A 23,676-nucleotide genomic window follows, 5' to 3' on the forward strand; every position below is an offset into this window, starting at 1 on the left:
GCGCTTCCGCGCCTGCCTTGCGTTGCGCTTCCGCGCCTGCCTTGCGTTGCGCTGGGCTTCCGCGCCTGCGTTGCGCTGGGCTTCCGCGCCTGCGTTGCGCTGGGCTTCCGCGCCTGCCTTGCGTTGCGCTTCCGCGCCTGCCTTGCGCTGGGCTCGCGTCTAGGTCGCGCTGGGCTTTCGCGCCTGCCTTGCCCCGCGCATTCCTGCCTCGCGCTGCGCGTCCACGCCGCTGTTGTCTGCCGCGCACCCGATGGCAGATCGACAACATCGCGACCCGGACGAGCGCCGGTGGGAGACGTTTGCGGCAAACGGGCTGGGCGAGCGTGCTGCCGGGCGGGACTTGAGATCGCGACTCCACCGCGCCATGTGTCAAGACTCAAACGGTGGTCTATCGGCCAAGATTTGCGCCCGGGACAGCGGGCCGGGCGGCTGCGGACCTTGACCCGATCACCACCGGATCGGGTGGTGTCCGCGCCAAGATCTGTGAAGGGCTGAGGCGAGGGGGGATTGGCAGGGACTGCCCGCACGGTCAGCACGCGAGTGGCACCGTGATTCGCCCTGCCGAAAGGCTCTGCGGCGGGCGGGAGCAGAACCGCGCGGACCTCGACTCCGGAAGCTGCCCGGGGGTCGTGCGGAACGGGTTTGTGAAGCCTGGCGGCGGGTCAGAGGGCGGTCGACCCGTGCGGCAGTGGAGGTGGTCGACCTGGGCGGCGGTGGAGCGGTCGACCTGGGCTGGGTGGAAGTGGTCGACCTGGGTGGAAGTGGTCGACCTGGCTGGGAGGCGGTCGGCCGGGGTGGGAGGCGGTGGGCCTGGGCGGGGTGGGAGGCGGTGGGCCTGGGCGGGGTGGGAGGCGGTGGGCCTGGGCGGCGGGGGAAGCGGTGGGCCTGGGTGGAGTGGAGGGTGTCGTGCCGGTGGTGAGGGTGGGGCGGGGGTGGGTGTGGGGGCGGGGTGAGCTCGGGGTGGAACGGGGGGTTTATGGGGTGTTGATGTGGGCGTAACTTCGTTGTCGTCATTGACAACGCTGTCACGTAGCCGGACGATGGCATGGGAGCGCTCCCATCGAAATAGCTCCATGTGTTTTTCCGGATCCTCCTCTCTGGACAGGAGCGAATTGTGCGTCAGCGACTTAAATGGCTGGCCGGCGCTGCGGCCCTGATCACCGGCCTCGGGGTCGGGATCGCCGTTACGGCGGGGCCGGCTGCGGCGGCTACCGGGTTCACGGTCAGTAGCGGCCGGATTTTGGATGCCAACGGCAACAACTTTGTTATGCGGGGTGTGAACCACGCGCACACCTGGTACGCCAACAACTTCTCGTCCTTCGCCGACATCAAGGCGCTCGGCGCGAACACGGTGCGTGTGGTGCTCGCCAACGGCACCCGGTGGACCAAGAACGACACCGCCGACGTGTCCCGGGTCATCGCGGAGTGCAAGCGGACCAAGCTGATCTGTGTGCTCGAGGTGCACGACACCACGGGTTACGGCGAGCAGGCGGGTGCGGCCACGCTGGCTCAGGCGACCGACTACTGGATCAGCGTCAAGTCGGCGCTGGACGGCCAGGAGCCGTACGTCATCCTGAATATCGGCAACGAGCCGTACGGGAACCAGAACGCGACCGGCTGGATCAACGACACCAAGAACGCGATCACCCGTCTGCGGGCGGCCGGGTTCCAGCACTCGATCATGGTGGACGCGCCGAACTGGGGCCAGGACTGGCAGTTCATCATGCGGGACAACGCGGCCTCCGTGTTCGCGACCGACCCGCAGAAGAACGTCATCTTCAGCATCCACATGTACGGCGTGTTCGACACGGCCGCGGAGATCACCGACTACCTCGGCCGGTTCCAGACCGCGGGCCTGCCCATCGTGGTGGGCGAGTTCGGCTTCGACCACTCGGACGGCAACCCGGACGAGGACACGATCTTCGCGCAGGCCCAGCAGCGCGGCATCGGTTACCTCGGCTGGTCGTGGAGCGGCAACGGCGGCGGCGTCGAGTACCTCGACATGGTCACCAGCTTCAACCCGTCGGCGCTGACCACCTGGGGCCAGCGGATCTTCAACGGTGCGAACGGTATCAAGGCCACGTCGCGGGAGGCTTCGGTGTACGGCGGAACGACGCCGACGACCCAGCCGACCACCCCGCCGACGACGCAGCCGACGACTCCGCCCACCACGCAGCCGACGACCCCGCCGACGACGCAGCCGACCACGCCGCCCGCCACCGGCGCGTGCTCGGCCACGTACGCGGTCTCGAACTCCTGGGGTAACGGCTTCCAGGGCACCGTGACCGTGACCGCCGGCGCGGCCGCGATCAACGGCTGGGTCGTGAACTGGACCTGGCCGAACGGCCAGCGCTTCACGAACTCGTGGAACGCCTCGGTCACCAGCTCCGGTGACTCGGTCACCGCCCGGAACATGCCGTACAACGGCTCCCTGGCGGCCCGCGGCAGCACCTCGTGGGGCTTCACCGCCTCGTTCAACGGAACCAACAACACGCCGACCGTGACCTGCGCGGCCGCGTAACCAACGGCAACACCTGATGGGCGGGGTCCGATGGGCCCCGCCCATCATCACGCTTGGGCTAGCGTGAACTGTCCAACGCGGCGGGAGTGCCTATGAGTATGGAAAAAGTCGTGTTCGGGTTCTTCGTCCTGCTGGCGGCGACCCTGAACTTCGGCTTCTTCATCGGTGACATCGACGATCCGACCCTGCACAACGAGTACGAGCTGTTCGCAGCGGTCGTCGTCAATTTGATCGCCACCGTCCTGAAGTTCGGCGACCGCACCCAGATCGGGGCCGTGCACCTGGCCACCAGCCTGGTCGCCGACCTCCAGCTGATCGCGGCCACCATCGCCTGGGCGTACGCGACCCAGGTCTCCGCCGCCGGCCTGGACGCCGAGGCCACCGCCGCGGTGGTGTCGCTGTCCGGCGGGGCGCTGGCCGCCAACGTGGTCTCGGTGATCCTGCTGGTGATCGAGACCGTGTCGTTCCAGCGGCGGTGACCGTGGGCCTGCCCAGCACCGAAACGACCTGGTGGCGCCGCCTGCTCGGCGGTGCGGAGATCCGGCCGCGGGCGGCCCGCCAGTGGATCCGCAGCGCGGCCGCCGCGCAGGGGCCGCCCACGGTCTTCCTGGTCCTGCGCCGGATGCGGGTGCCGCTCATCGTGCTGATCTCCATCTTCGCGATCAGCGTGCTGGGGCTCACCCTGGTGCCGGGGCAGGTGGTCGAGGGCCGCCCGACGCGGATGGGTTTCTTCGACGCGTTCTACTTCATGAGCTACACCGCAACCACCATCGGGTACGGCGAGATCCCGTACACCTTCAGCGGAGCGCAGCGACTCTGGGTGACCGCGAGCATCTACCTGACCGTCATCGGGTGGGCGTACGCGATCGGGTCTCTGTTGACGCTCGTGCAGGACCGGGCGTTCCGGCAGGCCTTGGCCCTGCAACGGTTCACCCGCACGGTGGCTCGGCTGCGCGAGCCGTTTCTGCTGATTGCGGGGTACGGGCAGACCGGGCAACTGCTGGGCCGCTCGTTCGACACGCTGGGTCGCCGGTTCGTGGTGATCGACACCAACAGCGAACGGGTGGACGCGCTGGACATCGACCCGTATCACGCGGACGTCCCGGGGTTGGTCGGCGACGCCCGGAATCCGCAGACCCTGGAGCACGCGGGGCTGGGTCACCCGTACTGCGAAGGGGTTTTGGCTCTTACCGACGACGACGAGGTCAACCTGGCCGTCACCATGTCGGCGGCGCTGATGCGGCCGGAGCTCACCGTGCTCGCCCGGACCGTGTCGCCGTCGATCGAGCACCGGATGGAGGCGTTCGGCTCGCCCACCGTGGTCAACCCCTTCGACCGGTACGGCGACCACCTGCGCATCGCCCTGCGCACGCCCGCGGTGCACCAGCTGATGCTGTGGCTGGAGAGCGGTCCGGGCGCCGAACTGCCGCCGCGCGGTGAGCCGCCCGCGGTGGGGCGCTGGGTGCTGTGCGGGTACGGGCGGTTCGGCAAGGAACTGACCCACGACCTGCGCGCCGAGAACCTCGAGGTGACCGTGATCGACACCGCGGACGACGGCCCGCCGGATCCGTCCGTGGTGGTCGGCGACGGATCCGAGCCGGGCGTGATGGCCGGCGCCGATCTGGAGCACGCGGTCGGCTTCGTGGCCGGCACCGACAACGACACCACGAACCTGTCGCTGATCGCCGCGGCCCGCCGGATCAACCCGGACCTGTTCGTGTCGTCCCGGCAGAACCGGCCGGAGACCGCGCCGCTGTACGCGGCCATGGAGGTCGACTCGCTGCTGGTGCCGGCCGACCTGGTGGCCCGGGAGGTCTACGCCCAGTTGAGCACGCCGCTGCTGTGGCGCTTCCTGCGCGAGGTGCCGGCACTGGGTGACGACTGGGCCGAGCGGATGATCGAGCGCCTGCTCAACCACTGCGGCGAACGCCTCCAGGCGCTGTCGCCGACCACCCTGGACCGGAGCTCGGCCCCGGCGCTGGTGCCCTGGCTGGAGGCCGGCCCGGTGCCGCTCGGCGACCTGCTGCGCAGCCCGGTCGACCGGGAGCGGCGGCTCGATCTGGTGGCGTTGCTGGTGCTGCGCGGCTCGGACGCGACGCTCGGCCCGGGCGACGACTTCCGGTTGGAGGCCGGCGACCGGATCCTGTTCGCCGGGCAGCCGCGGGACGAGCGCACGCTGATCGACACGTTGCGGATCGACTACGTGAGCGAGTACGTGCTGACCGGCCGCGCGGTGCCGGCCGGCTGGCTGTGGCGGCGGCTCACCCGCACCCCGGAATCGGATCGCGTGCCGGTCGACTGAGTGGGACGCCGTTGCCGCGGCGTTCGTCATCGACAACGATCGATGACATGAGAATGAGATCAATGTCGGTCGCCGCACTCCTGGCGGCGGCCTTGCTGTTTTCGGGCGCACCGGCCGGGGCGGCGGGGGTGACGGGTGCGGCACCGTGGACCGGTGCCTGGTCGACCAGCCCGCAGCGGGAGACCGGGGTCACCTTCGCCGACCAGACCCTGCGGATGCTGGTGCACCCCACGCTGGGCGGCTCGTCGGTGCGGATCCGGCTGGCGAACACCTTCGGCGCCGCGGACGTCACCTTCGATGCCGTACGCGTGTCCCGCGCGGCCCGGTCCGGCGCGGCCGACCTGGTCGACGGCACGACCCGGACGGTCACCTTCCGTGGCCGGGAACGGGTCACCGTGCGTACCGGGACGCAGGTCTGGAGTGACCCGGTGCCACTTGCCGTCGCGTACGGCCAAGACCTTGCCGTTGATCTTTTTGTGACCGCTGGTGGTGATGCGGCCGCGATCACCGGGCACGACGCGGCCCAGGGCACCCAGTTCGTGGCGGCGGGGAACCAGGCCGGCGGCGGGAGTGCGGCGTTCACCGGCACGGTCAACTCGTGGTTCTGGCTGGCCGGAGTGGACGTCCGGCCGGCGCCCGCGGTGGCCGGCAGCATCGTGGCGCTCGGCGACTCGATCACCGACGGCGCCTACACCACCTGGAACGGCAACGACCGGTGGACCGACGTGCTGGCCGCGCGGTTGCAGGAACTCCCGGCGCGCCGGCAGCACGGCGTACTGAATCAGGGAATCGGCGGCAATCAGATCCTGACCGACCGCACCGACTGCTGCGGCAACGGGACCAGCATCGCGGCGGTGCGGCGCGAGAAGGACGACGTGCGGGGCCAGACGCGTGCGAAGTACCTGATCCTGGCGGACGGCATCAACGACATCGGCTACCACGCCAACGGTGACGCCCTGATCGCCGGCATCAGCACGATCGCCGAGAACGCGCGCCGGCAGGGTATCCGGGTGATCGGCGCGACCATCACCCCGTACGGCTGCGACGGCGGGTGTTTCGGCGCCGAGCAGGAGGCCACCCGCCAGCAGGTGAACGCGTGGATCCGCAGCAGCCCGCTGTTCCACGGGGTGGCCGACTTCGACGCCGTGCTGCGCGACCCGCAGAATCCGAGCCGGGTGCGGGCCGAGTACCAGGCGGATCCGCTGCACCCGAACATCGCCGGGCAGCGGGCCATGGCCGAGTCGATCGACCTGCGGCTATTTGCGTAGGGCCACCCGCATCGCCACGCCGTTCTTCTTCCCGGCGTCGATGTCGTAGTCGATCGTGACGGTCCAATTGTGGTTGAAGGCGTCCCGGAGGAGGTCGAGCATGCCCTGACGGGCGGCCCGGTTGCCGTCGTTGCGCAGCTGGAAGCCCATGGCGGTGTCCGGCTCGGAACTCACCCGGGCCACCACCTCGACGTCGATCTGGTCGTTGTCGGGGCCGAACGCGGTGCCGACGTCGTGCGCCCGCAGGAAGGTCACCTTCCCGGTCGCGGCCAGTCGTGCCATTGCCTACCTCCCGTGCGTCTAGACAGAATTCGTGACCCGGACGAGCACCCCGCTCGTGCCGCCGAACGGCTGGTCGTACTCGAGCCGGACCGGACGGTTCTCGGTGAAGGCGTCCCGCAGCACGTCGAGCATGCCGCGGTGCGCCGCCTCGGCGCCGTCCGTGCGCAGCGTGAAGCCGAACGCGCGGTCGGTGACGGTGGCCAGCCGCACGACCACCTCGACGTCGAGGTGGTCGCCGGGCGGGCCGAAGCCGGTGCCGACGTCGTGCACGCGCAGGAAGGACAACCGGCCCGTCGCCTGGAGACGGCGGGCCGGCAGGGTGTCGTACCGGCGCGGGGTGACCACCGACGGATGCAGGTAGGTCTTCGGGTCCTGCTCGTTCTCCGGCGGAGCCCACGGCCGGGTGGTGGACGGGTTGCCCGACCAGGGCCGGATCTGGGTGGTCAACGAGGACGGCGTCACCCCGCCCGAGGCGTAGACGCGTTCCGGATCGAGCCGCTCGGGGCGGCCCGGGCGGGTCTGCCACATCGCGAACAGGCGGTCCACGTTCGAGTGCAGCAGGAACACGAACGGATCCCGGAACGACGTGTGCTGGCTGCCCATGTTGACGAAGCCGTGCATGGCGTTGTGAATCTGCTCGAGGCGGACCCGCATGGTGGCGTAGTCACCGGCCTCGACGACGGTGCGGTCGCCCTCGCGGGTGGCCGGTGAGCCGGACACCGACCGCCGGACCTCCCGCGGCGGGTCCGCGGGGTTGGCGTTCGTCGTGTCGAAGGGGTCGCTGCTGCGGAACGGGTCGGCGCCGGGCACGTAGTAGCGGGCGCGTGCCCAGGGCTCGCCGATGACGTCCGGGTCGCCGCCGCCGTATCCCATGAAGTCGTCGGTGAACAGGTTGAGCCGGCCCCGGCGGCCGCCGCCGAGGTTCGCGTCGGTGATGTCGCGCGGATCCTGGGTCCAGTCCCAGTAGTGCAGCGACAGCCGCGGATCGACCTCCCGGAGCATGTCCTCGAAGCGGTTGACGATCTCGCGGTGCCAGGGCAGGAACTCCGGTCCGCCGTGTACGTGGGTCGCCTGGTGGATCTCGTCCTGTTTGAACCACCGGGACACCCCGCCCGGCGGGAAGTCGGTGCGGGTGCCCGGGAAACGCCGCCGGTTCAGTTCCAGGTACGCGTCCCGCAGCAGGGCGCGTTCGGCCGGCGAGACATGTGCGATGTTCCGGCGGACGAGATCTCCCAACGCCATGACACAACCCCCCGACTCAGGCGGGCAAGCCTAGCCGCGTGCGTCGCTGCGGTCCCGGCAACTGGCCCTGATCCGACAACCGCGGTGGCTCGCGGACGGTAGGTTTTCCGGTATGCGACTCGAGGTGACCGACGGCCGGGAGTTGCGCGAGGCGCTGGAGCGGGAGATGCCGTGGTACATCTCGGCCGCGGTGCGCTACCAGATCGCGGTGGCGAACCAGCTCGAGATGCCGGTGACGGATGTGCACGCGATCGGCGTGCTGCTGGAGTTCGGCCCGATCGGCGTACGGCGTCTGGCCGAGCTGATGGGCATGACGACTGGCGCGACCACCCGCCTGGTCGATCGCCTGGAGCGGGCCGGCTACATGACCCGGGTGCCGGACGAACGGGACCGGCGCCGGGTGGTGCTGAGTCTCGTACCGGAGCGGGTGGCCGAGATCGGCGCGTTCTACGAGCCGATGGGCCGGCGCTGGCAGCAGCGGGTGGCCGGCTTCTCCGACGACGAGATGCACTTCCTGCTCAACTTCCTGCGCGCCGGCCGCGCCGACTCGGAGGCCGAGACCGAGGCGCTCCGGGCATCCGGCCGCGCCCACGGCAGTCGCCGCCGCCCCTGACTTTCCCCTGATTGCTGCATCAAGAAGTAGCTGCATCGTGCAGCTGAATGGTGTGCTGTCGCCATGACATTCCTGCCGCTGGTGCCGGTGATGGTGTTCAGCACCGTCGTGACCGGGTGGTTCAACCTGTCCGAGTTCCTGCCGGTGCCGCTCGCGGTCCTGGCCGGTGCCGCCTGGGGCGCGGGCATCGGCCTGCTCGGCCTGCGGCTGCGCGCGGTGAGCTGGCTCGAGGAGGTGGTCGTCTCGCTGGGCGCGGTGGGCTCCGCCTTCGCCGGCTGCGGCGGCCTGATGGCGATCCTGCTGCTGAACGGGGCGATGGACAGCGCGTCGCTGACCGGGGAGACGCTGGAGAGTACGTTCCTGCCGTCGATCCCGTACTACATCGCGGTCAACTCCATCCTGGAGCTGGTCGTCATCCCGCTGCTGATCGTCCTGTGCCGGCGCCGGGTGCCGGTGCTGGCGGCGGCGGCCCTGTACTTCCTCATGCGGGTGTGGACCTACCTGGCGTTCGTGCCGGCCCGGATGGGCTGGGCCGAGTCGGACCACTCGGCCCAGGTGCTCACCCCCGCCGAGCGTCACCAGGCGGCACAGGACCTCATGCTCGACGATCCGCGCTGGATCATGCTGCTGGTCATGTTCGGACTCCTGCTGGTGCCCGTCCGCGCCGGCAGTCATCACGGGAGTGCCGGCCTCCCGGCGGGAAAGCCGGCCCCAGCCTGACATCGCGCTCGCGAGCAGCGGCAACCGGCCACCGGCGACGGGGTGCACGCCCGGCCCTCTTAGCCGAAAGTCTTGAGAGCGGTGAATCTGTCGGCGAGGTCGTCGACCCAGTGCGCGGGGGTGCGACGGTCCGGCAACGCCACCCCGGCCTCGGCCCGCCACAACGCGTCGCCCAGGACGGTGCGCAGGTGCCAGGCCATGATCCGGTCCATGTCCAGCGTCGTGCCGGACATCCGCTCGTACGCCGCCACCGTCGCGGTGAACAATTCGGTACCGCAGTCGCCGGGCAGGCATCGCAGGTCGAACTCGGGTTCGCCGGTGCCTGCGGTCTCCCAGTCGACGACCAGGCGCAGCCGCAACAACTCGCGGTCCCAGAGGTGGTTGTCGCCGTGGAAGTCGCCGTGCACCAGAACGGTCCGGCCCGGTGCGGCGAGTGCCTGGTCGGCCCGGTCGCACCAGGCCGACACCCGGTCCCGCTGGTCCGGCCGGATCAGCGCCCCGAACCGGGCCCGCAGGGTGCCCGTCGAGGCGTGCGCCATCGGCTCGGGCAGCGGGCCCGTCGCCTCGGACACCGAGGTGAGCACGTCGGCGTCGTGCAGGGCCACGAGGACCGCCGCAAGATCATCCGCGACCGCCTGCCGATCGGGCGTCGTGATCAGGTGTCGTACGTCGAAGAACGGCGTCGCGGCCGCGCGTTGCGTGACCAACATCGCCGGATCACGGGACGTCGCCACGACGACCGGCAGCGGCAGCCGTGGTGCGGCTGCCCGCAGCGAGTCCAGGAGCCTTACCTGATGGCAGATCCGCTGGGCAGGTGGCTCCGCCCAGGCGAACTTGACGACGAACCGGTCGTCGACCACGGCGCTGGCCGCGCACCACTGCGGATCGTCGTTCGGCTCCAGCCCGCGCGGCACGATCGTGCCGTCAGCCAGCCCCGGCGCCACCAGGCGCAGCGCGGCCCGCAACGCCTCCACCGTCGGCTCGTCCAGCCAGGTCAGCGCCGCCCGGCAGCCGCCGGCCCCGGTCACGTCGCGAATATCGTGAAGGCGGCCTGGTGGACTACCCCGTCGACCTGAAACTGGAGGAACAGTCGCTTGTCGCCGCGTTCGGCGAAGGCGGCGTGGAAGGCCAGCGTCGCGTCGGCGGGTGGGCCGCCGGCGGCGCCGGTCGGCAGCGGGTGCAGGTGCATGAGGCCCTGGGTGCGAACCTCGAAATTCGACAGATGGGCGTACGCGCCCAGGTACGGTTCCAGCGTCACCGGCCGGCCGGACCGCGTCACCTGGAACTGGAGCGCCGCCTGGCTGCCCGACGCCAGATCGGCCGTGCCGTCCAGCCGGCGGACGGTGAACGGGCCGGAACGGGCGGTGGCCGCGGGGGCGGGCACCGGGATCATCGTGGTGTCGCCGGCGATGACGAACGGGACGCCGAGGACAGTGGGGTCGGCGCCGGGTGGGCGGCCCAGGGGGACGAACTCGGCGTAGACGCGGTAGGCGCCGCCGTCGGTGATCGTCACCGGAGCGGTCCAGGCGCCGTCGGCGGGCTCGGGGTGCAGGTGCTGATAGCCGGCGAGGTCGTCGCGCAGGAGGTACATGTGTACCGGCTTGAGGTGGACGCGCTGGAAGTCGGTGACTGGGCCCTGCGGGCCGACTATGCGCAGCGAGACGATGCCGCGGCCGCGTTGGGCCGGCAGGGCGAGAGGCTCGGCGCGGAAACCGTCGTAGCTGTCGGACAGGCCGTCGCTGTGATATCCGGTGGCCGGAGCGGGCGGGGCCGCCGCGGGGGCCGGGCGGCGGCTGTCGGTGATCAGGTGGGCGGCGGCGGCCGTGCCGGCCAATATGGTCAGCACGGCCAGGAGCCGCTTGAGTCGCTGCACGTTCCGACCGATTATCGGACTGCGGCGGCGCCGGTCGGGCGGACCAGATAGAGGCCGACGCCCATGCTCTGCACTGCGATCACGCCGTTGGACAGGAACGGCAGCGCCATCCAGGTGCCGCTGAACTTGCTGTCGTTGACGGCCGGCTCGGTGTCGAAGTAGCCGACCTCCGGCAGGTCCGCCGCGGCGGCCGCGGTGGTGTCGAGGATGCGCAGCCCGCCCCGGTAGGACGCCTGGTAGTGCAGCTTGCCGACCGTGTATCCATTGTGGTTGATGAATTCGCCCCGCTCGGACAGATCTTTGCCGACGTATCGGGCGGCGTCCAGCTTCTCGATGTTGTACACGAAGTCGGGGCTGCCGCCCCGGTTGCTGATCAATTCGTCGTTCACGATGATGTTTTTGAAATCGCTGGTCGGGAAGCCCTGGTGAATGAAGCTCGCGCCGGGGTGGGCCAGGCTGGACAACACCCGGATGGCGGCCTTGTCGGTGACGTCCAGGATCTGGAAGCTCGGGCCGGTGAAATTGAACGCGATCTCCCGGCCGGTGAAGCGGGTGTCCGGGCCGTTGTAGTTCAGCACGATCGCCTCGTGCGAGTATTTCTCCCGGTCGTAACAGGCCACCTGCCGCAGCGACAACGGCGACTTGATGTCGTAGACGGTCAGGCCCTTCTTGCACGTGTTCGCGCCGGAGACGTACAGGAATCCGGTGTCCTGATTGATCCAGAGCGTGTGGCTGAAGGTGAGACCGGTGAAATGGGCGCTCGCGGTGAACGTCTGGGTGGTGGTGACGCCCTGCAGTTTGTTGAGGTCGAAGACCTGGATGCCGTGGTCGACGCCGTCCTTGCCGATGTATGCGTAATGCTGGTACGTGCGCACGTCGCACCAGGTCGAACTGACGCCCCGGGCGGACGGGAGATTACCCACGTACCGGGGATTGACCGGGTCGGTGACATTGACGAAAGACACGCCGTTCGAACGGCAGTAAAGGATGTACTCGTTGCTGTCGCGCGGGTCCGTCCAATGCCACATGCTGGAGGATCCGCCGCCACCCAGGGCGGACTGCGGCAGGAAGCTGAGCAGGTCGACGTTCTTGCACGGGTACCGGTCGACCATACCGTTGGTGCAGGTCAACGGTGCGCCCGCGATAAGCGTGCCGCTGCGCCAGGTCGGCTCGTACAGGCGGAGCAGTTCCGACTGCTCGGCCCGGCCCTCCGGCGAATCCGGGTCATGGGCGGAGGCCGGCGGGCTCGCGATGGCGAGCAGGACGAGTGCGGTGACGGCGAGTGCCGTGCGACGTACGCCTCGGAGCATGGATGGCGCTCTTTTCACGCGGAGGGATCGGGCGCGTGGATGGGTGTCACGCGCCATGTCGGTGAGGGCACGCTATTCGAGACTTTGATGTCGGTCAATGAGTCGGTTATCGGATCCGGTATCGAAAATTAATTTCGGGCCCCGGGTTCGTGTGGTGAATTGCGCTGCTGCCGGGTGACCCGTTTCTGGGGCTTCTCACGCTCCGGATCGCTGCGGACCCCCTTTCCGGTCGCGCCGCAACCTCCCGCCCGGCCGGCCAACCTTCCAGCCTGCCCGCCGCCCGGCCAGCCCGCGTAGATCCTGACGCTGACGCCACCCGAGCCGGCGGACCTCGCCGCGGCCGAACAGCCATGCAAACTCACGCGCACCCCGACCGTCACGCCGGTGTCCTTCGGGAAGCCGGCCCGAAGTTGGCGCAGCGAGGGTCAGCGTGGGCTGAGCTTGGTGGAAGTCGCGACCACCGGCAGCGCCGCGGACCGTGACGCGAACGCCACCGGTCCCCGTGACCAAAGCGCAGCCCTCGACCCCGGAAGCTCTAGAAGGCTGTGGCGGCTCCGGTCAGGGTGAAGTCGGCTACCGCGCCGTGCAGATACGGATGCCGGGTGTTCTGGGAGCGGCCCAAGTAGTTGAAGTGGGTCGCGCCCAGCAGCAGAGCGCCCATCTTCGGGGCCGGGTTTTCGCCGCTCAGGGTGCCGTCGATGAACAGGCGCAGCGTGTCGGCCACGCGCACCTCGACGTGGGTCCAGACGTTCAGGGGCAGCGGGATGGCGGCGTCGACGAAGTCCTCGGCCTCCATGCCGTTCAGCTTCATCGCGAAGCGGGCCGTGCCGCGGCCGGTCCGGGCCGTCAGGAACGCGTAGCTCTGCTGGTTGAAGCCCAGGTCGAAGACGCGGGCCGAGTTCGTGATGGTGTTCAGCCGCACCCAGACCGAGACGGTGAACTCGGTCAGGTTCGCCGGCAGGCCGGCCGGTAGCACCACGTGGCCGGACACGCCGTCCAGTTCGATGCCTCGTTCGCCGGGGGTGGCGCCGCCGGCCAGCACGGCGTCGGGCCAGCGGCCGGTTGCGTCGCGCAGGCCGGCCAGCGGATATGAGGCGATCACGGCGGCGGCGCGGCGGGCCGGTGGTAGCGCGAAATAGATGTTGTAGTGCTCGTGGTGCACGTCCAGGAATGGGCTCAGCTGGATCGAGCGGTCGCCGGATCGGATGGTGAACTCGGGGGTGGCGCCGGGCACCCGGCGCAGCGACGAAGGGTCGGCGGGGGGCAGCACCTCCGGCGGCGTGTCGCCGTAGCGGCCGGCCAGGACCAGCGGGCCGTAAGCGAGCGCGGCCACCGCGGGGTTGTCCGGCGCCGGCAGCCAGCGCGGGGTCATCGGCAGGTGGAGTTCGACGCGGTCGCCCGAGCGCCAGCGGCGACGGATCGAGGCGTACCTGCCGGGGCGGGCCGGTACCGGCTTGCCGTTCACCCGCAGCGTGGGGTGGCGCACCCAGCGGGGGATGCGCAGGCGCAACGTGAGGGTCGCCGAACCGGAGAATCCCAGGCAAATTCTTGGCTCGTACGGGTAGAGCGTGGTCAACCGGACCGTCGTGCCGGCGACGTCGATCTCGGACGGGATGAACAGGTCGACGGTCAGCGTGTCCTTCGCGGTCCGGTAGATCGGCTCGGCGAACTTGGTGCTGGTCTCCAGGCCGGTGCCGTGGTCGCAGCTGAAGTTGCCGTAGTCGCTGCTGTACGTGCCCGGATCGTTGACCAGGCCCTCCTTGCCCTTGCGGGACGCCGACGGGGACAGGCCGGTGTAGTAGGTGACGAAGCCGTGGGCGGAGTCCGGGTCCTGTTCGCCGAGCATCTGGTTGAGCAGGGCCCACTCGTAGTAGTCGAGGTAGTCGAGGCGGTCCGGGTCGAGCTGGTGCAGGCGCCGGGTCAGTTTCAGCATGTTGTACGTGTTGCAGTTCTCGCACGTGTTCTCGCCGAGCTGACTGACGATCTGATCGGGCGGCGCGAAGAACTCGGCGTTCGAGTTGCCGCCGATCACGTACGAGTGATGCTTGATGACCTGGTCCCAGAAGTAGGTGGCGATGGTCCGGTAGTGCTCCTCGCCGGTCGCCCGGTAGGTGGCAACCGCACCGACCACCTTGGGGATGTCGGTGTTGGCGTGCCGGCCGGCGAGCGTGTCGCGGCGCTCGGACAGCGGCCCGAAGATCTCGTCGTGGTCGAACCGCCGGGCCAGCTCCAGGTGCCGCGGCTCGCGGGTGATCTCGTACAGGTCGGCGAGGGCCTCGTTCATGCCCCCGAACTCGACGTGCAGCACCTTCTGCATCTGCTCGCGGGTGAGCCGGCCGGTGCGCAGGCCGACCCAGTCGGCCATGCCGCGGGCGGCGGTCAGCGCGCCGGCCGTGCCGAGCAGCCGGTGCTGGTCGATGAGGCCGGCCAGGATCTTGTGGATGGTGTAGTACGGTGCCCACGGGTTGCCGCCGGCCTCGAGGCTGTCGAAGATCGTCTCGGGGAACGCGGACAGGTAGCCGTGCGGGGCCTGACACTCGGCGAGCGCCGCGACCAGGACGGCGCTCTTTTCCCGGAGCGAAGGGTCCTCCAGGTAATACGCCGCCTGGGCCAAACCGGACAGCAGGTGGCCCGTGGTGTGCCCGCGCAGCTGGATGTCCGGCGCCTCCCAGCCGCCGCAGGGCTCGGCGTCGCTGGGCAGCCCGGCCGTCACCCGGAACGTGTGCAGCAGCCGGTCCAGGTCGACGAACCGCAGGTAGGCGACCGTGCGCTGCATGTTGTCGAGGTAGCGGCTGGGCAGCAGCCGCGGCCTGCCATGCCAACCCGGCTTGCCACCTTCGCCCGAAATCTCCGACAAAGCCGGCATTGGCACGGCGGCCAGAGCGGGGAGCGCCAGCACGGAACGCCGCCTCATCGGTACCACCTCAACTGGACGGGTCCGAGCAGGCCGTACGCCTGCCGGTTGGCGATGCCGAACACGGCCGGGCTGGTGGTCCGCAGCCGGTTCAGCAGGGTCGTGGCCACCTCGACCTCGATGGTGTTGGTGCCGGCGCGCAGCCACGGGCCCAGGTCGGCGACCGGTTTCAGCACGTCGACCGGCGGCAGGAGACGGCCGTTCACCCGGACCCGGCAGGTGTCCACCACCCGGCCGAGGTCGAGCAGCGCGCCCTGGCCGGGCGGGGCCTCGATCGTGGTGCGGTACCGGCCGACGCCGGACACGTCGGCCAGGCCGGGCAGCTGCGACCAGGGCAGCAGTTCGGTGAGCGCCAGCTGATGGGTGGCCACCCCGGACGGCTGCCAGTCGTCGACCTCAAGCGTCCAGGAGGTCAGCGGTGCCGCGTCCAGCATCAGCCGCGGCGGCATCGCGCGGTGGTTGCCCGGCGTGAGTGCGATCAACATGGACTGACCCGGCGCGAGCGTCACGCGAACGCGTACCCGGGAATCGGAGCGAGTGAAGTCACTCAGCGCAACCACCTCGCCGGTCCAGGCGTCCAGCCGGACCGGCACCGAGCGCGGCGACCGCGCGGTGAGCCAGACGTCCTGGTCGATCGGGTTGATCACCCGGTTCTCGGCGTGCCGCGCGTTGGCCAGGTAGTAGTAGTCGGTGTCGCCGTCGGTCCGGTGCACGGTCATCAGCGACGACCGCTCGTATGTCACGTCGCGCTGCACACCCAGGTCGGCCAGCGCCGCGGGAATACCGGCCGGCTCGGTCACCACCCGGACCCGCTCCTCGGCAAGCAGTGCGGTCATCAGCGCGCGCAGCGCCGCGGTCTCGCCGGGCAGCGCGAGGCCGGTCGGGTGGACGTCGCTCCAGTCGCCGATCACCACGGTGGCCAGGCCGGCGCGGGCCATGGCGAGCAGCTTCCGGGCCGACCGGACCGACAGCGTGTGCTCCTTGCCGTTGATCGCGTCACCGTCGAGGACGAGCGCCTTGTAGCCGGGGCCGCGCGGTGCCAACCGGCCGTCACGCACCACCGCGGCGGGCAGTGACAGCGACGCCTCGTCCACGAAACCATGCGTCCAGCCGATCGGGATGCCGTCGTTGGTCTGCCAGGGCGCGCCGAGGCCGGTCGCGGCGAACCCCTTCTGCCGGAAATAGGCCAGGTCGGCGCGGTGCCGGCCGGTGCGCAGGACCAGTTGGGTACGCGCGAACCAGCGCGCGACGTCCGGCACGTGTCCCCAGGTCGGCTGGCGCGGGCCCCACGCCTCGGCGTATCCGATGCCGGTGCCGTTGTAGGGGGAGAAGGCCGCGAAGCCCGGCCAGGCGGCACCCGGTACTTCCCGGTACGCGAAGCCGTGCAGGACCGCCTGGTTGACGCCGCCGGCGAACACGCTGGCCATCGTCTGCACGACCTTGTTCCAGGTGGTGCTGTAGGCGCCGTTCGCATAGGCGGCGGCCTCGCAGGACAGCAGCGCGGTGCCGGCCATGTCCCGGGCCGAGGCGAGCACCCGGAAGTCGTCCAAATTCTTGAAGCCCAGCGACTCGCCCTCGGCCACGTCGAGCAGGGTGGCGCTGCGGATCGCGTCGGTCGGCAGGCCGTACGGCTGGGCCCGCAGAGTGCGGCCGAGGCGGTGCGCGAAGTCCCGGAGCGGGATCAGGTGGTGCTCGTGGTAGAGGTCGGAGAGCACCTGGTTGAGGTCGTCCCGCACGTGCCGCGACGTCTCGGAGTCGTACGCGTAAAGGTATTTGCCCTTGTTCTGCAGCACGATCGGCAGGTAGGGGCGCAGGTCGTAGCCCATTCTGCGGCGGAACTCCGCGAGCAGGCCCGGGGTCCACGGGGTGTGGCCGGTCTCGATCTCGAGGGAGTCCTCGAACAGGTCGCCCGGCACCTCGCGCAGCAGCCGCCGGATCGTGCGGGTGAGCACCAGGTCGTCCCAGCAGTCGAGGATCGCCCGGGTGCCGGCGGCACTGAAGTGGTCGACCACGTAGGAGGCCGGGACGGTGTGCGGGCCGCCCTCGGGTTGCTGTCCCGAACCCTGTTCGCGGTAGGTGAGCAGCAGCCAGTCGCCGTCCGGGACAGTGATGTCGCCCGCGGCCACGTCCTGTACCGACGCCGGGTCGAGCACACCCGGGGTGACGACCCGGACGATCTGTCCCGGTTCCGGCGCGGTGATGCTGCCGGTGAACGGGGTCGCGGTGTGCACCAGTTCCTTGGCCGCGGCCGGGTGGTCCGGGTCGATGGTCGGCACCGCGGCCGGCCAGCTGGGCCCGATCGCGAGGTCGACGGCCAGGCCGCGGATCTTGGCCCGGCGCAGCGCGGCCTCCACTGCCTTGCGCCACGGTTCGGTGCCCCAGCCGTGCACCGCGGCGTCGAGGTCGGCGCGCACGCTGTGGTGCACGTCCTGGATCTCCACGCCGCCGAAGCCCGCGTCGGCGATCTGGTCGACCTCGCGCACGATCTCGGCCGGGTCGACCAGGCCGTGCGGCCACCACCAGCGGAACTTGGCCTTGGTCGCCGGGTCCGGGAAGCCGGGAAGGATCTTGACGGCACCGCCCGGCCAGGGCGCGGCGAAAGCCATGCCGAGGCCGAGTACCGTCCGTCGCTTCACCGGGCCACGCTCAGCGTCGCCGGGACGACCGCCTGTGGGCGCAGGGTCACCGGCCCGAGCAGACCCGATGGTCGGATGCGGTTGCGCGAGTTCGCGAGGGTGTTGGTCACCCGGACTCCGATCGTGTTGGTGCCGGCGTGCAGGGCTGCGGTGACGTCGACGGTGTACGGGTGCCAGAGCGCGGCCGGGAGCGCCTGATCGTTGACGGTCACGGTGGCGAGGTCGTGCACCGTGCCGAGGTCGAGGGTCAGCCTGCGGCCGGTGAGGTCCGCGGCGGTCAGGTCGAGGGTCGTGGTGTAGGTCGCGCTGCCGGAGAAGGCCGGTTCGAAGGTGGCCCACGAGCCGAGTGGTCTTTCGTGCGCTTCCGCGCCCGCTTTCTCCAGCCGTACGTACCAAGGCCGGTCGACCGGGATGGGCGTCAGCGGGTCGTCGACCACGACCGTCCCGGCGTAGTGGCGGTGGCCGGAGACGCCGGTCAGGGGGTAGGTGCCGGGCGCGTCGGCGGTGACGGTCGCGCGCAGTTTACGGGCGTCGGCGGTGAGACTTTCGGCCGGGAGGTCGCCGCTGGTGAGGTGCGGGGCGGGCCGGGCGTGGGGCCGGATGACCACCCCCAGGGTTTCGTAGGGGCGCAGGGTGAGGGGCACCGCGCTGTCCCGATACGTCGTGGCGGTTGTCGTCTTGCCGGTGCGCGGATTCCAGATCTCCGGCACTCCGCGGGCCGGGAAGGTGGCGGTGGTGCGGACGGTCGCGGCGCTCTCGTTGTTGAGGAGGAACGCGATGTCGGCGCCGCGCTGGTTGCGCAGGACGCGGACCGCGGGAGCCGCGGGGGAGAGCGACGCGGCGGCGTGCCCGGCGGCCGCGGTGGTGAGGGCGGCCTCGTCGGGGACGAGCGTGTGTCCGACGCCGGTGAATGCGGCGGCCAGCGCGGCGTGGCGGCCGGCGGCCTCCCGCGCCGGCAGGGCGCCGACGACGATCAGCTTGCCCCCGGCCCGGACGAAGGAGGCCAGGAGGCGCGCGCTCGCCAGGTCGAGGATCGGTGTCCGGGGGAGAACGACCTGCCGGTACGCCGCCCGGCCGACCCGCAGGACGCCTCGCTGCGCTTGAGCGTGGAAGCGGGCGATCGGGTCGCCGCTCAGGGACGAGTCGCTGAGCAGGTCGAAGTCGACCTGGCCGCGTTCCAGGGCGAAGGCGGCCTCCTCGAAGTCGTGGTCCAGCACGCGCTCGGTGTCGGTGGAGCGGGTCTGCTCGGCGGCCCGCTGCGGCTGCACCAGGGCGGTCTGCGCCAGGCTGGTGCCGCGGCCGAGTTCCATGACGCGGCCGATCCAGGCGTTGACCGCGGGCATGTCGTTCCAGAACGTGCTGCGCGGGCCGAACGGTGGCGGGAAGTTCACCGTGTTCTCGTCGGTCCACATGGCGTGCAGGAACGTCTGGTTGACGCCGCGCGCCGCCAGCGCGCCGACGGTGGCCCGCATGTAGTCCGGCGCGATGTGCCAGCCGCCGTTGCCGAACATCTCCATCAGCGCCCGCGGCTGCCCCGCCTGGTGCGCGGCCGACGCGGCGTTGCGGCCCAGCATGGTCTGCTCGCCGGCCACGTAGTCCTCGGTGATCTCGTCGCTGCCCGGAACCTGCGCCCACTGGTTGTTCTTGGCCAGGTCGCCGGTGCTGTTCATGCGGGACTGCGGCCCCTGCTCGTCGAGCAGCGGGTTGGTGATCAGCTGCAACCCGTGCCGGGCCATCCAGCCGGCCTGCCGCCGGTAGTAGTTGGTGGCCAGCAGATCATTGACCGCACGCCAGTACGCCCCGGCGGCCGGATCAAGGGCATCGGCCGCCGCGCTGTAGGCAACCCCCGGAGTCCCGCCCGCCGCCCGCACCGCGGCGGCCATTCCTGGCGAGTAGGGCAGTTGTTTGAACGGATGCGGCTGCGCGGACGCGATGAAGGGCTCGTCATCCCAGAACCCCGGTACCACGGTCCCCATGGCCCATCCGAACCGCCGGACGTATTCGCCGGGCACCCGGTCGAGGAACGCGTCGACGGCGGCGGGGTCGAGCAGATCGAGGTAGTTGCGCACGTAGCCGTTGGTGTCGTCGCTGAGGGTGGTGCCGGCGAAGACGTCGATCTGCCAGGTGCCGGGCGGCACTCGCCAGGTGTCACCGCTTAGCTCGACAAGTCGAATTTGTCCGGCAGGGGCGGTGGGGGAAGCGGAGGAGGTGGCGGGAGCGATGAGGCGGCGGGCGGCGGCTGCTGTTCGGGTGGGGAGGTGGGTTTGGTCGGTGGGGAAGGCGGACAGGGCGGTGGCGTCGGGGAAGTCGCTGGTGAACAGGGGGGTGCCCGCGGGGGTGGTCACCGTCAGGGTGTCCCACTGGGTTCGTTGGGTGCCTTCGGCGGATACGGCTACCGGGCCCTGGGGGTAGGTGTCGTCGCTGGCGGGTGGCTGGGGCGTGTTGTTGATGCGCGGGGTGATGGTGTTGCCGGTGGCGGTGACGGTGATGGTCTGCGGTCTTGCCGGAGTGAAGCCGGGAGTGTTCACGCCGGTGGTCAGGCGGGTTCTCGTGTCGCCGTCGACGCGGTAGACGCTGGCGGCGCCCTTCTGGTCCACGTCCACCAGGTAGCGGCCGCGGACCCACAACTGGACGCCGCCGGTGGTCAGGGTCGCCTTGCCGGTGACCGTGTAGTCCGTCCAGCCGGTGCCGTCCTGGATAGCGGCAGGGGCGGTGGCCACGGCGGGGTCGACTATCAGGCGGCCGGCGCTCACGCTCAGGCCGCTGCTTGCCGCCAGGTCCACTGTGGTCGGGCCGGTTACCAGGCGGGTGGAGCGGAGCAGGGCCTTCAGGCGCAGGTCGGGGCGTTCCGCGGCGACGAAGCCGCCGCCCCGGCCGCTCGGGAAGTTGTTGTCGTTGAAGAGCCAGGCCTTCATGTTGGTGCGCTGGGCTTCGCGGAGCACGTGTTCGACCAGGTCGAACCAGTCCTCGGTGAAGAACGCGGGGCGCTGGTTGACGCCGCCGTAGGGGAACAGCACGAAGGAGTGGACGCCCTTGGCCCGCATCTCGGCCATCTGGCGGTCGGTCACCTCGGTGGTGATGGTGTTGTTCCAGTACCAGTAGATGCTCGGTCTGCTGTCCGGCGGTGGATTCTCGAACGAGGAGAGGGCCAGCACCGCGGCCAGCAACGCCTTAAGCACGGAACGTCCAGGTGCCGGGGCCCACCTCGCGGGTCAGGCCGGGCAGGCGGACCTCGGCCCGGGTGCGGGGCGGCACCGTCACGGTCAGCCGATAACCCGTCCCGGTCCGCTGCCAGGCGGTCGCTGTCACCCCGTACGGCGTCACATAGCTCCCGGAGGCACTTTCCGGCCCACCCACCACCGCGGGCGCGATCACCAGGCGGCGGAAGCCCACCGAGCCCGGTGCCTGGTCGATTCCGGTCACCCGGCGCAGAAGCCAGCCGTCCATGGCGCCGAGCATGAAGTGGTTCTGGGACTGGCCGCTGCCGCCGTCCCAGGTCTCGCCGAGCGCGGTGTTCCCGGCGCGCACCTGATAGCCGAGGCTGGGGCTGGTGGTCTGCATGGCCACCCGGTAGACGACGTCGTCGCGGCCGGCCGCGGTGAGGACCCGCAGCACCGAGGGGAACGAGATCTCGCCGATGATCAGGTGGTCGCCGGCGGCGGTGATGTGGTCGATCAGGTGGGCCAGCTGGGTTTCGCGCAGGCCGGCCGGGACCGCGCCGATGTCCAGCGCCAGCGCGGTGGCGCCCTGACCGCCGCCGCCGAACAGACCGGTCGCCGGATCGTAGTGCCGGGTCCACAGGGCGGTCGCGATCTCGTCGGCCTTCGCCCGGTAGGGGGCCGGGTCTTCGCCCAGCACCGCGGCGATCTCGGCCAGGCCGTCGGCGATCCGCCAGACGCCGAAGGTGCCGACGATGGCGCGCGGCATCGCGGGGGACTGGGTGGTGATCCAGTCGCCGAGGCCGTAGTCGTAGACGCCGTTCACCCAGCGGTCGGTGCGGCCCAGCAGGTACTGGAAGTAGCGCTGCATCGCCGGGTGGTGCTGGTCGAGCAGGCTGCGGTCGCCGTACGTGCGGTAGACCTCGAGCGGCACCCGGACCAGCGCGCCGCCCCAGTTCGGATCGTCGCGGTAGCCGCCGGAGAGCGTGGTGTGGTCGGGCACCGTGCTGGGCACCAGGCCGGACGGCTCCTGCGCGTCCGCGATGTCCCGCACCACCTTGGCCAGCAGGCCGTGTACGTCGTAGTTGCGGGCCAGCGCGTCGAAGGCCAGGTGGTTCTGCTCAAGCCAGCCCAGCTTCTCGCGGCTCGGGCAGTCAGTGAGGATGCTCTGCATGTTGCCCTCGACCGCGCGCCGGGTCAGCCGGTGGATGCCGTCGAGGACGTCGTCCGAGGTGTCGAAGGTGCCGGCGGAGCGGTAGTCGCCCATCACCCGCAGGCCGGCCACCCGGACCGTGGCGCCGGGCGGCAGGCCGGCCACCTCGAGGTAACGGAAACCGTGGTAGCTGAACTCGGGATGCCAGGTCCGGGTGCCGCCGCGGCTGGTGAACTGGTCCCAGATCGGCGCGCCCACGTTGCTGATCGACTGGTCGACGTGGCCGCCGCGGACCGACTCGGCGGGGAAGACCCGGACCGTGGTGCCGGCCGGCGCGGTCAGGGTGATCTCGGGCAGGCCGGCGATGTTACGGCCCACGTCGAAGACGCCGGGGGAGACCTCGGTGCCGGGCAGGCGCTCGACGATCCGGACCGGCTCGCCGATCCGTTTGCTGAGCGGGCCCACCGGGTTGCCGGGGACGACCGGCTGCCAGGTGCTGCGGTCGGCGCCGGGACGGTTCCAGCCGGGGATCTCGCGGCGGGCGTCGTAGTCCTCGCCGCCGTACCAGGACGAGACCGTGGTGGGGCCGAGCGTGGTGCGCCAGGTGCCGTCGGTGACCACGACCTGTTTGCGGCCGTCGGTGCGGATGATCTCCAGGGTCGCGATCACCTGCGGGTCGCTGACCGAGCGCGCGAACTTCCGGTAGCGGCCCGCGGTGTGCAGCGCGTTGGCGGTGCCGTTGCCGACCGCGACGGCGAGCGTGTTCGGGCCGCTCCGCAGCAACCGGGTCACGTCGTGGCTCGCGTACGTCACCCGGTCTTTGAAGTCGGTGTCGCCGGGTTCCAGCACCGTGTTGCCGATTCGCGAACCGTTGAGGCTGGCCACGTAGACGCCCAGACCGCTGACCTTGAGCCGGGCTTCGCGAATCCGGCCCGGGACGGCGAAGTCCTTGGCGAACAGGGGCAGTGCGGCCGGCAGCCAAGGCTCGGGCGGCTGCTGGCCGGTCACCGTCTTAGCTGCCGCGAAAACCGTGTCGACAGCGGTCTGCACGGTGAAGTCGACCGGAAAGTTCGGGGTGCGGCCGTCCGGGGTCAGCGTGTCGGTCCGCGGATAGAGCACCACCTGGTCGAACGTGCGCACCTCGCCGAGATCGACGGTGAGCTGTACGGAGGCGTCCGGAGTGGGGTGCGCGCCGCTCTGGTAGCCGGCGGGATGGGACAGCAGCACGTCGTCGGCCAGCAGCGCCGGTTCCCACTCCTTGCGGACCGTCTCGGTCTCGGACGCGGTGACGAACCTGCCGCGGCCGGACATCAGGTTGACCGCCGGGCCGGCCGAGCTGCGCACCTGCATCTCGGCGAGCTGGAGCCGGTGCACCGGGGCCGGGAAACCGTCCAGCAGCAGGCGGTTCTGCTTGTCGAGGGGATGCTCGGCGAGCGGCAGGCCGAGCCGGGTGACGTCCAGCCGGACGAACCGGGCCTGCTGCCCGGGCAGGTCGATCACCACCGGGCGGGCCGGCTTGTCGCGCAGCTGCCACTGCTCGTTGCCGATCCACGCGGCCGGACTGCCCTCGGTGGTGGCCGCAGGCGCGGGCACGCCCATCATGCTCAGCAGCAGTGTGGCGGCAATGATGTGAGTCGATATACCCGCAGGCTATGGCGGGTGGCCAAATTACGTCAAGGCAAGA

General features: G+C 70.6%; 15 protein-coding genes. 6 read left to right on the forward strand and 9 right to left on the reverse strand.

What is annotated here, in order from left to right; genetic code table 11:
• Positions 1 to 1,114 precede the first annotated feature (1,114 nt).
• The 4 genes from Ari01nite_RS14630 to Ari01nite_RS14645 all read left to right on the forward strand — a co-directional run bounded on the left by Ari01nite_RS14630 (position 1,115) and on the right by Ari01nite_RS14645 (position 6,091).
• A complete protein-coding gene (locus Ari01nite_RS14630) occupies positions 1,115 to 2,521 on the forward strand; it encodes a cellulase family glycosylhydrolase (protein ID WP_203781777.1) in 1,407 nt (468 codons plus the stop codon).
• Between the two features lie 92 nt (positions 2,522 to 2,613).
• Complete coding sequence (locus Ari01nite_RS14635; protein WP_203781778.1) at positions 2,614 to 3,000, forward strand: DUF6394 family protein; 387 nt, start codon at positions 2,614 to 2,616, stop codon at positions 2,998 to 3,000.
• Positions 2,997 to 4,823 (forward strand): potassium channel family protein, encoded by a 1,827-nt coding sequence (locus tag Ari01nite_RS14640; protein WP_203781779.1) that lies wholly within the window; start codon positions 2,997 to 2,999, stop codon positions 4,821 to 4,823. Before Ari01nite_RS14635 ends, Ari01nite_RS14640 begins: the two co-directional genes overlap by 4 nt.
• A gap of 47 nt (positions 4,824 to 4,870) precedes the next feature.
• On the forward strand, positions 4,871 to 6,091 hold the full coding sequence (locus tag Ari01nite_RS14645; RefSeq protein ID WP_203781780.1) for a GDSL-type esterase/lipase family protein: 1,221 nt from the start codon (positions 4,871 to 4,873) through the stop codon (positions 6,089 to 6,091).
• Here Ari01nite_RS14645 and Ari01nite_RS14650 read toward each other — a convergent pair.
• Positions 6,080 to 6,373: a hypothetical protein gene (locus tag Ari01nite_RS14650; RefSeq protein ID WP_203781781.1), complete on the reverse strand. Its 294-nt coding sequence runs from the start codon at positions 6,371 to 6,373 to the stop codon at positions 6,080 to 6,082. The two genes, Ari01nite_RS14645 and Ari01nite_RS14650, sit on opposite strands and share 12 nt — an antisense overlap.
• An 18-nt stretch (positions 6,374 to 6,391) precedes the next feature.
• A complete protein-coding gene (locus Ari01nite_RS14655; protein WP_203781782.1) occupies positions 6,392 to 7,615 on the reverse strand; it encodes a tyrosinase family protein in 1,224 nt (407 codons plus the stop codon).
• Between the two features lie 112 nt (positions 7,616 to 7,727).
• Between Ari01nite_RS14655 and Ari01nite_RS14660 the strand changes: the two genes are divergently transcribed.
• Complete coding sequence (locus Ari01nite_RS14660; protein WP_203781783.1) at positions 7,728 to 8,228, forward strand: MarR family winged helix-turn-helix transcriptional regulator; 501 nt, start codon at positions 7,728 to 7,730, stop codon at positions 8,226 to 8,228.
• A 63-nt stretch (positions 8,229 to 8,291) separates the two neighbouring features.
• The gene (locus tag Ari01nite_RS14665; RefSeq protein WP_203781784.1) at positions 8,292 to 8,948 is read left to right on the forward strand and encodes a hypothetical protein; all 657 of its coding nucleotides are present in this window, start codon (positions 8,292 to 8,294) and stop codon (positions 8,946 to 8,948) included.
• A 59-nt stretch (positions 8,949 to 9,007) separates the two neighbouring features.
• On the opposite strand, the gene Ari01nite_RS14670 is transcribed toward Ari01nite_RS14665, so the two are convergent.
• The 7 genes from Ari01nite_RS14670 to Ari01nite_RS14700 form a co-directional block, all read right to left on the reverse strand.
• Positions 9,008 to 9,976, reverse strand: a complete 969-nt coding sequence (locus tag Ari01nite_RS14670) for a phosphotransferase family protein (RefSeq protein ID WP_203781785.1) — start codon at positions 9,974 to 9,976, stop codon at positions 9,008 to 9,010.
• A complete protein-coding gene (locus Ari01nite_RS14675) occupies positions 9,973 to 10,821 on the reverse strand; it encodes a DUF8832 domain-containing protein (protein WP_239162754.1) in 849 nt (282 codons plus the stop codon). Before Ari01nite_RS14675 ends, Ari01nite_RS14670 begins: the two co-directional genes overlap by 4 nt.
• Before the next feature lie 11 nt (positions 10,822 to 10,832).
• The gene (locus Ari01nite_RS14680; protein WP_203781786.1) at positions 10,833 to 12,131 is read right to left on the reverse strand and encodes a choice-of-anchor B family protein; all 1,299 of its coding nucleotides are present in this window, start codon (positions 12,129 to 12,131) and stop codon (positions 10,833 to 10,835) included.
• 535 nt (positions 12,132 to 12,666) lie between these two features.
• The gene (locus Ari01nite_RS14685; protein WP_203781787.1) at positions 12,667 to 15,045 is read right to left on the reverse strand and encodes a beta-L-arabinofuranosidase domain-containing protein; all 2,379 of its coding nucleotides are present in this window, start codon (positions 15,043 to 15,045) and stop codon (positions 12,667 to 12,669) included.
• Positions 15,042 to 17,681 carry a glycosyl hydrolase gene (locus tag Ari01nite_RS14690; protein WP_203781788.1) on the reverse strand — a complete coding sequence of 880 codons (2,640 nt, stop codon included), beginning with the start codon at positions 17,679 to 17,681 and terminating at the stop codon, positions 15,042 to 15,044. The genes Ari01nite_RS14685 and Ari01nite_RS14690 overlap by 4 nt, the downstream gene beginning before the upstream one ends.
• The gene (locus Ari01nite_RS14695; protein ID WP_203781789.1) at positions 17,678 to 20,860 is read right to left on the reverse strand and encodes a glycosyl hydrolase; all 3,183 of its coding nucleotides are present in this window, start codon (positions 20,858 to 20,860) and stop codon (positions 17,678 to 17,680) included. The genes Ari01nite_RS14690 and Ari01nite_RS14695 overlap by 4 nt, the downstream gene beginning before the upstream one ends.
• On the reverse strand, positions 20,853 to 23,585 hold the full coding sequence (locus Ari01nite_RS14700; RefSeq protein WP_239162755.1) for a family 78 glycoside hydrolase catalytic domain: 2,733 nt from the start codon (positions 23,583 to 23,585) through the stop codon (positions 20,853 to 20,855). The genes Ari01nite_RS14695 and Ari01nite_RS14700 overlap by 8 nt, the downstream gene beginning before the upstream one ends.
• Positions 23,586 to 23,676 lie beyond the last annotated feature (91 nt).

This window comes from Paractinoplanes rishiriensis (assembly GCF_016862375.1).
Taxonomy (GTDB): domain Bacteria; phylum Actinomycetota; class Actinomycetes; order Mycobacteriales; family Micromonosporaceae; genus Actinoplanes; species Actinoplanes rishiriensis.

Excerpts from the sequence above, each read along its gene's own strand:
- Ari01nite_RS14645 (WP_203781780.1), top strand. The coding sequence starts at position 4,871 with ATGAGAATGAGATCAATGTCGGTCGCCGCACTCCTGGCGGCGGCCTTG.
- Ari01nite_RS14685 (WP_203781787.1), bottom strand. The coding sequence starts at position 15,045 with ATGAGGCGGCGTTCCGTGCTGGCGCTCCCCGCTCTGGCCGCCGTGCCA.
- Ari01nite_RS14655 (WP_203781782.1), bottom strand. The coding sequence starts at position 7,615 with ATGGCGTTGGGAGATCTCGTCCGCCGGAACATCGCACATGTCTCGCCG.
- Ari01nite_RS14635 (WP_203781778.1), top strand. The coding sequence starts at position 2,614 with ATGAGTATGGAAAAAGTCGTGTTCGGGTTCTTCGTCCTGCTGGCGGCG.
- Ari01nite_RS14660 (WP_203781783.1), top strand. The coding sequence starts at position 7,728 with ATGCGACTCGAGGTGACCGACGGCCGGGAGTTGCGCGAGGCGCTGGAG.
- Ari01nite_RS14650 (WP_203781781.1), bottom strand. The coding sequence starts at position 6,373 with ATGGCACGACTGGCCGCGACCGGGAAGGTGACCTTCCTGCGGGCGCAC.
- Ari01nite_RS14680 (WP_203781786.1), bottom strand. The coding sequence starts at position 12,131 with ATGCTCCGAGGCGTACGTCGCACGGCACTCGCCGTCACCGCACTCGTC.
- Ari01nite_RS14665 (WP_203781784.1), top strand. The coding sequence starts at position 8,292 with ATGACATTCCTGCCGCTGGTGCCGGTGATGGTGTTCAGCACCGTCGTG.